Origin of the sequence: Mycobacterium sp. SMC-21 (assembly GCF_045310825.1) — a bacterium.
In the GTDB taxonomy this organism is placed as follows: Bacteria; Actinomycetota; Actinomycetes; order Mycobacteriales; family Mycobacteriaceae; genus Mycobacterium.
The window spans coordinates 1-4,878 of sequence record NZ_JBJIAO010000076.1; the positions used below are offsets into that span (position 1 = coordinate 1).

A 4,878-nucleotide genomic window follows, 5' to 3' on the forward strand; every position below is an offset into this window, starting at 1 on the left:
CAACTACGAGATCAGGGAATCCAACATCACGCCGGAAGCGGCATAAGGAACCCTCCACGATCTCGGGGGAACCACACCACGACGATTCCCCTGAATACACCAGTTCTGATATCCGTCGGCAATGTCGGACACGTTCTGCAGGTGTAGTCGGGAGCCGGCCCCGAAACCGAATGCCGTCCGTCGGTGATCTAGCGCACAGGATCGATCGGGCGCGGCGGCCGTCAGAACTTGAAACCGGCGAGGGCAGGTCCGATGCAACGCTCCAGGAATGCCCCGGCGCGGGGTCACCCCTGGTCGGCGAAGGATCGGATGCGCTCCAGGGCCATCTCGATTGCCATGACCAGGTGATGGGGATCGCCGCTCGCTTTTACCCGGAGGTAGCCGCCCTGGACTCCCGCGACGAGACCGGTGGCGAGGGCTTCGGGGTCGGCGTCAGCGCGTAGCCGGCCACGTTCCTGCAGCCGTCGCATCGTCGTGGCGAGTAGTCGGCGCCATCCGGAGAAGTAGCTTGTGGCCGCTGTGCGGATGCTCTCGTTCCGATCGGCCAGCAGTGCGATCAACACCCCCAATGCCCCGCCGGGTGGGTCGCCCGATTGTCTGCTCCCTTCGACCAGGCTGTCGCGCCACACGTCGAAGCACGAGACGCTGGTGACCACAGATAATTGCCGGCTCTGAGCACTCAGTAATGCTCGGACCAGGTCATTCGGGTCTGGCGCCGCAGAGTCGTCCATGGTGAAATGCACTGGCGAACAGCTGGTTTCAAACTTCTATGCCGTAGTGTTCCCGACTTCGCGGTTTCGTCCATGTCCTCGTGACGTGGGACCGGCGCGCAGCGCCCGGGCAAGTGATCGCTCTCATAAAAGGACTATATAGTCCCTTATGTGTGGATCGGTGCTGCGACACCACCGTCGACAACTGCTATGTCGCCTGTCGAAAAAGTGACGCCTTGAGCGGAACGGTATTCTTCTTGCGGACCTCACCGTCCATCCGACGGAGCTACTCTGGTAGGAAGCCGGCAAGTCGTGAGCGCATACCGCACAGGTCGCAGTTACGCCGGTCTCGTGGCTAGGGCAGGAGCTGTGGTGACGGTGAAGAGCATGACGCGGCTGGGATCGTGTTCTCGAGACACGTCTGCGAGGTGCCGACCAGCTGCGCCGACGTCGTCAGTTGAGCCGGTAGTCTTTCGCCGATGACCAGCGGTGAGCAGCAGACGCCGCGGCGGACAACTGCCCGCGGAGAGGCGACCCGCGCACGGATGATCGCGTCCGCCGCAGAACTCATGTACGTCCGCGGCGTCAACGCCGTCACTCTCGACGACGTGCGGGCGGCGACGGGCACCAGTAAGTCTCAGCTGTACAAGCATTTTCCGGGCGGTAAGCCGGAATTGGTGCGCGCAGTGGTCGCGCTGCGCGGCGAGCAGGTCCTGGAGCGTGAAGGACAACGCTTGGCGCGATTGAAATCGATGAGTGGCCTGCGGCGATGGCGCGACGCCCTCATTCAGTGCGCCGCTCTGCAAGACGGTGCCTATGGCTGTGCCCTGGGCAACCTGGTCATCGAAGTTGCGGATCAAGACGACCAGGCCAGAACGTCGCTGTCGCAACACTTCGCGAATTGGGAAGGACTGCTGGCGAACGGTTTTCGGCGCATGATCGAGGACGGCGTCCTGCCGTCCGATGCTGACCCCGACGCGTTGGCCACGGGGCTGATGGCGGCACTGCAGGGTGGGTATCTGCTGGCTCAAGCCGAGCATGACGTGGCTCCGATGGCCACCGCGCTCGACATGGCGCTGGCCCACATCGAAAGTCTGACCGAAGCTGCCGCAGACCGGCCGGCCGGACGTGGGGCTGCGCGTGAGGCGTCCGACTCGTCAGCCAAGTCGCACAAATCGACGGCGGCCCGCCGGGTGCGCACATCTGGATCGGGCGGTACTGCCGCGGCCAGGGGCTGAGTCGCCGACACTGAAAACCGAAGCGCTCCATCGCGGCCAGACGCAGGGCCCGCCACCGACTGGCGGCAGGCCCTGCGGCTCATCTGCGGGTCGAGTGCTGTCGGGTCAGAGCGCCACGACCGGCCAATCGTTGTCGACGCGCGCCATGACGTTGAAGTAGTTCGTCATCGTGTTCAGCGCGAGGTTGGCCACCAGTTCGCCGATTTCCGACTCGGTCACGCCAGCCTCGAGGGCTGCGGTGATGTCGGCTTCGTCGATATCACCGGCGTTCTCGGCGATGCTGTTCGACAGTTTGAGCAATGCGTCCACATGCGGGTCCGCGGATTGTCCTTTCCGGGCGCTCTCGAGCTCGGCCGCGTCGACCTTGGTGACGCTGGCGCCGATGTAAGTGTGCGATGACAGGCAGTATTCGCATCCGTTGAGCTGCGCGGTGGCGATTGCCAGACGGGCGCGAACGGCCGCGGACAACGTGCCGGTGCCCACCGCGGAAAACAGCGCGAGGTAGCTCTTGAGGAGCGTCGGGCTGTGTGCCATGGCTTTCGTCATGTTGGGAGTCGTGCCCAGCGATTTCTGCACTTGAGTCAGGAGCTCGGCGGCTTTGCCGGAAGCTGTGTCGGGTTCGATGGGGGTGAAATGAGTCATCGTCGTTCCTTTCGAGGATCGGTGTAGTGGGTGGTTTGGGCTGGTTCGCTCACTGTGGTGTTCCGCTGTGCTGGCCTCCTGGGATGTCAGTGGCGTGGAAAGTGTTCGGCGCCAACGACTTGCATGCGTACTTCGGACGGCATCGCCGGTGCGACTCCGCCGCTGGATTGCTGTCGCTAAACGAATTCCAAGAGATCGCTGACCGGACGGCGCGGCTTCTGCGGCCAGTTCTGGGGTTGCTTCGCGCCGACCGAAACCAACATGACCGGCACTTCGTCGTGGGCCAAAGCGAATTCACGGGTGACCGCTTCCGCGTCGAACCCGATGATCGGCGTCGAACCCAGACCGAGCGCGTTGGCCGCATAGATCAACGCGGTCGCGCCAATCGAACCTGTGCGCAGCGCTTCGTCGCGTTGGCGCTGCGGATGGCCGGCGTACAAACCGCGTGCTGACTCTAGCCACTGCGGCACGGCCTCGGCCGGCATGATGCCTGCTTCCACCACGGGGGCGAGGCGCTCCGGCACCGTCATGTGATCGGGCAGCTGACCGCAGATGATGAAGGTGACCGCCGCGGCAGTGATCTTCGGCTGGTCCCATGCGATGGGCCGCAGCCGCGCCTTGGCCTCCGGCGTTCGAACGGCGATGAAACGCCAGTTCTGCAAGTGGAACGACGTCGGTGCCGTGGTCGCGATTCGGATCAGATTGGCGATCTGGTCGTCGGTCAATGTGAATCCCGGGTCGTAGTGGCTGGTGGTGCTGCGGCTCACGAGGCTCTCGATGACGGTGTTGGTCATGGTCAGGTCATTGGTCATGGTGATTCCTTACCGGCGAGGGGATGGGTGGCTTTCGCGGCGCTGTGCGCCTCTTGCCGTGAGCATAACGGACTATATAGTCCATTTATGCCCGATGCCGGGGTCAAGTTTGGAGGCGTTGTGAGTGGGTCGTCGCACACAACGTTGGCCTGAGTCGGTATTCAAGCTGGCAATCTGATCGAGGTTGTACGGGTATTCGCATGATCGGGCGACCCGTGCTGGAGTTCGTGAAAGTTGGGACCCAGGAATATAAAGGACTATATAGTCCGTTTGTGCTTGGTGTTGCACATCCCGCGCAGCACAGGATCACTACGGAAGGTAGCCACGAACATGGCGGTCAAAGCGAACACCCTCTCAGCCGCACTGCTGAACGCGGAACCGGCGGTGAAATCGACCGGCTGGATATTGGCCCGCTATGGGCTTGCGCTGGTCATCGGCTGGATCGGATTCTGCAAGTTCTACCCGTACGAGGCGCACAACATCGAGCCGCTGGTGGCCAACAGCCCCTTCATGGGATGGCTCTACACCGTGATCAGCGTGGAGACGTTCTCGACGATGCTGGGAGTGCTGGAGATCGCCACGGCGCTCCTCATCATTGCCAAGCCTTGGTTCCCTGCACTGTCGGCGTTCGGAAGCGCGGTGGCAGTGCTGCTCTTCGCGAGCACGCTGTCATTCTTGTTCACGACTCCCGGTGTCGGTGAGCCATCTGAGGGCGGATTCCCGCTGCTGTCGATGACCGGCCAGTTTCTCATCAAAGACGTTGTACTGATCGGTGTTTCGGTGCTGACGCTGGCCGACTCCATCGGCGCGGTCGTCCATGGCACCGCTCGATCGCCCGAATGAGCCGGCCCGCACGCAGAACATCATCGAAACGACAGGAGTCAGTCAAAAATGACCGTGAAGATGCTGCTCGCCACCATGCTTGCGGCGGCGGCGCTCGCGCCCGCAGCCAATGCGCAACCGGCGCCATCGGCTTCAGCGCAAGAGCCCGTTGTACGTGCTGTCTTCGATGAACCGACAAACGCCCCGGGCAAATCGATGCAGGCGGTGACCGTCAGCTACCCGCCGGGCGGGGCAAGCGCCGCCCATCATCACGCCCGATCGGCATTCATCATGGCGTACGTGATGTCCGGCGCGATCCGGAATCAGGTCGAAGGGGAGCCGGCGCGGGTCTATCGCGCCGGCGAAACGTGGAGTGAGAACCCCGGTGCCCATCACATCATCAGTGAAAATGCCAGTGCCACAGAGCCTGCCGAACTTCTCGCGGTGTTCCTGGTCGATACCGGCGACGGTCCACTCAGCACTGACGATGCCGCGACGAACTGAGTCGGGCAGCGGCCGGCCAGCCCCGTGGCTCCGGTTCAAGCGCTCGAAAAGACATTACAAAGCAACGTAATTCCGAAAGGACTCTCAATGACCGTGTCAAGCCGCCGCCGTGGCGATTTGGGGCGTGTCGGGGTGCCAGGTCCGGTTGTC

At 63.0% G+C, this 4,878-nt stretch carries 6 protein-coding genes; 3 read left to right on the forward strand and 3 right to left on the reverse strand.

Going from position 1 to position 4,878, the window contains the following annotated elements; genetic code table 11:
- Positions 1-284 precede the first annotated feature (284 nt).
- On the reverse strand, positions 285-731 hold the full coding sequence (locus ACJH6H_RS29405; RefSeq protein ID WP_131808714.1) for a TetR family transcriptional regulator C-terminal domain-containing protein: 447 nt from the start codon (positions 729-731) through the stop codon (positions 285-287).
- Positions 732-1,189: 458 nt separating this feature from the next.
- On the opposite strand from ACJH6H_RS29405, the gene ACJH6H_RS29410 reads away from it, so the two are divergent.
- Positions 1,190-1,948, forward strand: coding sequence for a TetR/AcrR family transcriptional regulator (locus ACJH6H_RS29410; protein WP_082761837.1), 759 nt, complete (start codon positions 1,190-1,192; stop codon positions 1,946-1,948).
- A gap of 105 nt (positions 1,949-2,053) precedes the next feature.
- Here the strand turns inward: ACJH6H_RS29410 and ACJH6H_RS29415 are convergent, their stop codons facing one another.
- The gene (locus tag ACJH6H_RS29415; protein ID WP_061009748.1) at positions 2,054-2,590 is read right to left on the reverse strand and encodes a carboxymuconolactone decarboxylase family protein; all 537 of its coding nucleotides are present in this window, start codon (positions 2,588-2,590) and stop codon (positions 2,054-2,056) included.
- A gap of 176 nt (positions 2,591-2,766) precedes the next feature.
- Complete coding sequence (locus tag ACJH6H_RS29420; RefSeq protein WP_204161117.1) at positions 2,767-3,402, reverse strand: nitroreductase family protein; 636 nt, start codon at positions 3,400-3,402, stop codon at positions 2,767-2,769.
- Positions 3,403-3,732: 330 nt separating this feature from the next.
- Here ACJH6H_RS29420 and ACJH6H_RS29425 point away from each other — a divergent pair, with 330 nt between their 5' ends.
- Both ACJH6H_RS29425 and ACJH6H_RS29430 read left to right on the forward strand, forming a co-directional pair.
- On the forward strand, positions 3,733-4,245 hold the full coding sequence (locus tag ACJH6H_RS29425) for a YkgB family protein (protein WP_061009747.1): 513 nt from the start codon (positions 3,733-3,735) through the stop codon (positions 4,243-4,245).
- A 48-nt stretch (positions 4,246-4,293) separates the two neighbouring features.
- Complete coding sequence (locus ACJH6H_RS29430) at positions 4,294-4,728, forward strand: cupin domain-containing protein (RefSeq protein ID WP_061009745.1); 435 nt, start codon at positions 4,294-4,296, stop codon at positions 4,726-4,728.
- Positions 4,729-4,878 lie beyond the last annotated feature (150 nt).

What these genes read in the sequence shown, in the direction of transcription:
- ACJH6H_RS29405 (WP_131808714.1), bottom strand. Translation starts at nt 731, where the DNA reads ATGGACGACTCTGCGGCGCCAGACCCGAATGACCTGGTCCGAGCATTA.
- ACJH6H_RS29410 (WP_082761837.1), top strand. Translation starts at nt 1,190, where the DNA reads ATGACCAGCGGTGAGCAGCAGACGCCGCGGCGGACAACTGCCCGCGGA.
- ACJH6H_RS29415 (WP_061009748.1), bottom strand. Translation starts at nt 2,590, where the DNA reads ATGACTCATTTCACCCCCATCGAACCCGACACAGCTTCCGGCAAAGCC.
- ACJH6H_RS29420 (WP_204161117.1), bottom strand. Translation starts at nt 3,402, where the DNA reads ATGACCAATGACCTGACCATGACCAACACCGTCATCGAGAGCCTCGTG.
- ACJH6H_RS29425 (WP_061009747.1), top strand. Translation starts at nt 3,733, where the DNA reads ATGGCGGTCAAAGCGAACACCCTCTCAGCCGCACTGCTGAACGCGGAA.
- ACJH6H_RS29430 (WP_061009745.1), top strand. Translation starts at nt 4,294, where the DNA reads ATGACCGTGAAGATGCTGCTCGCCACCATGCTTGCGGCGGCGGCGCTC.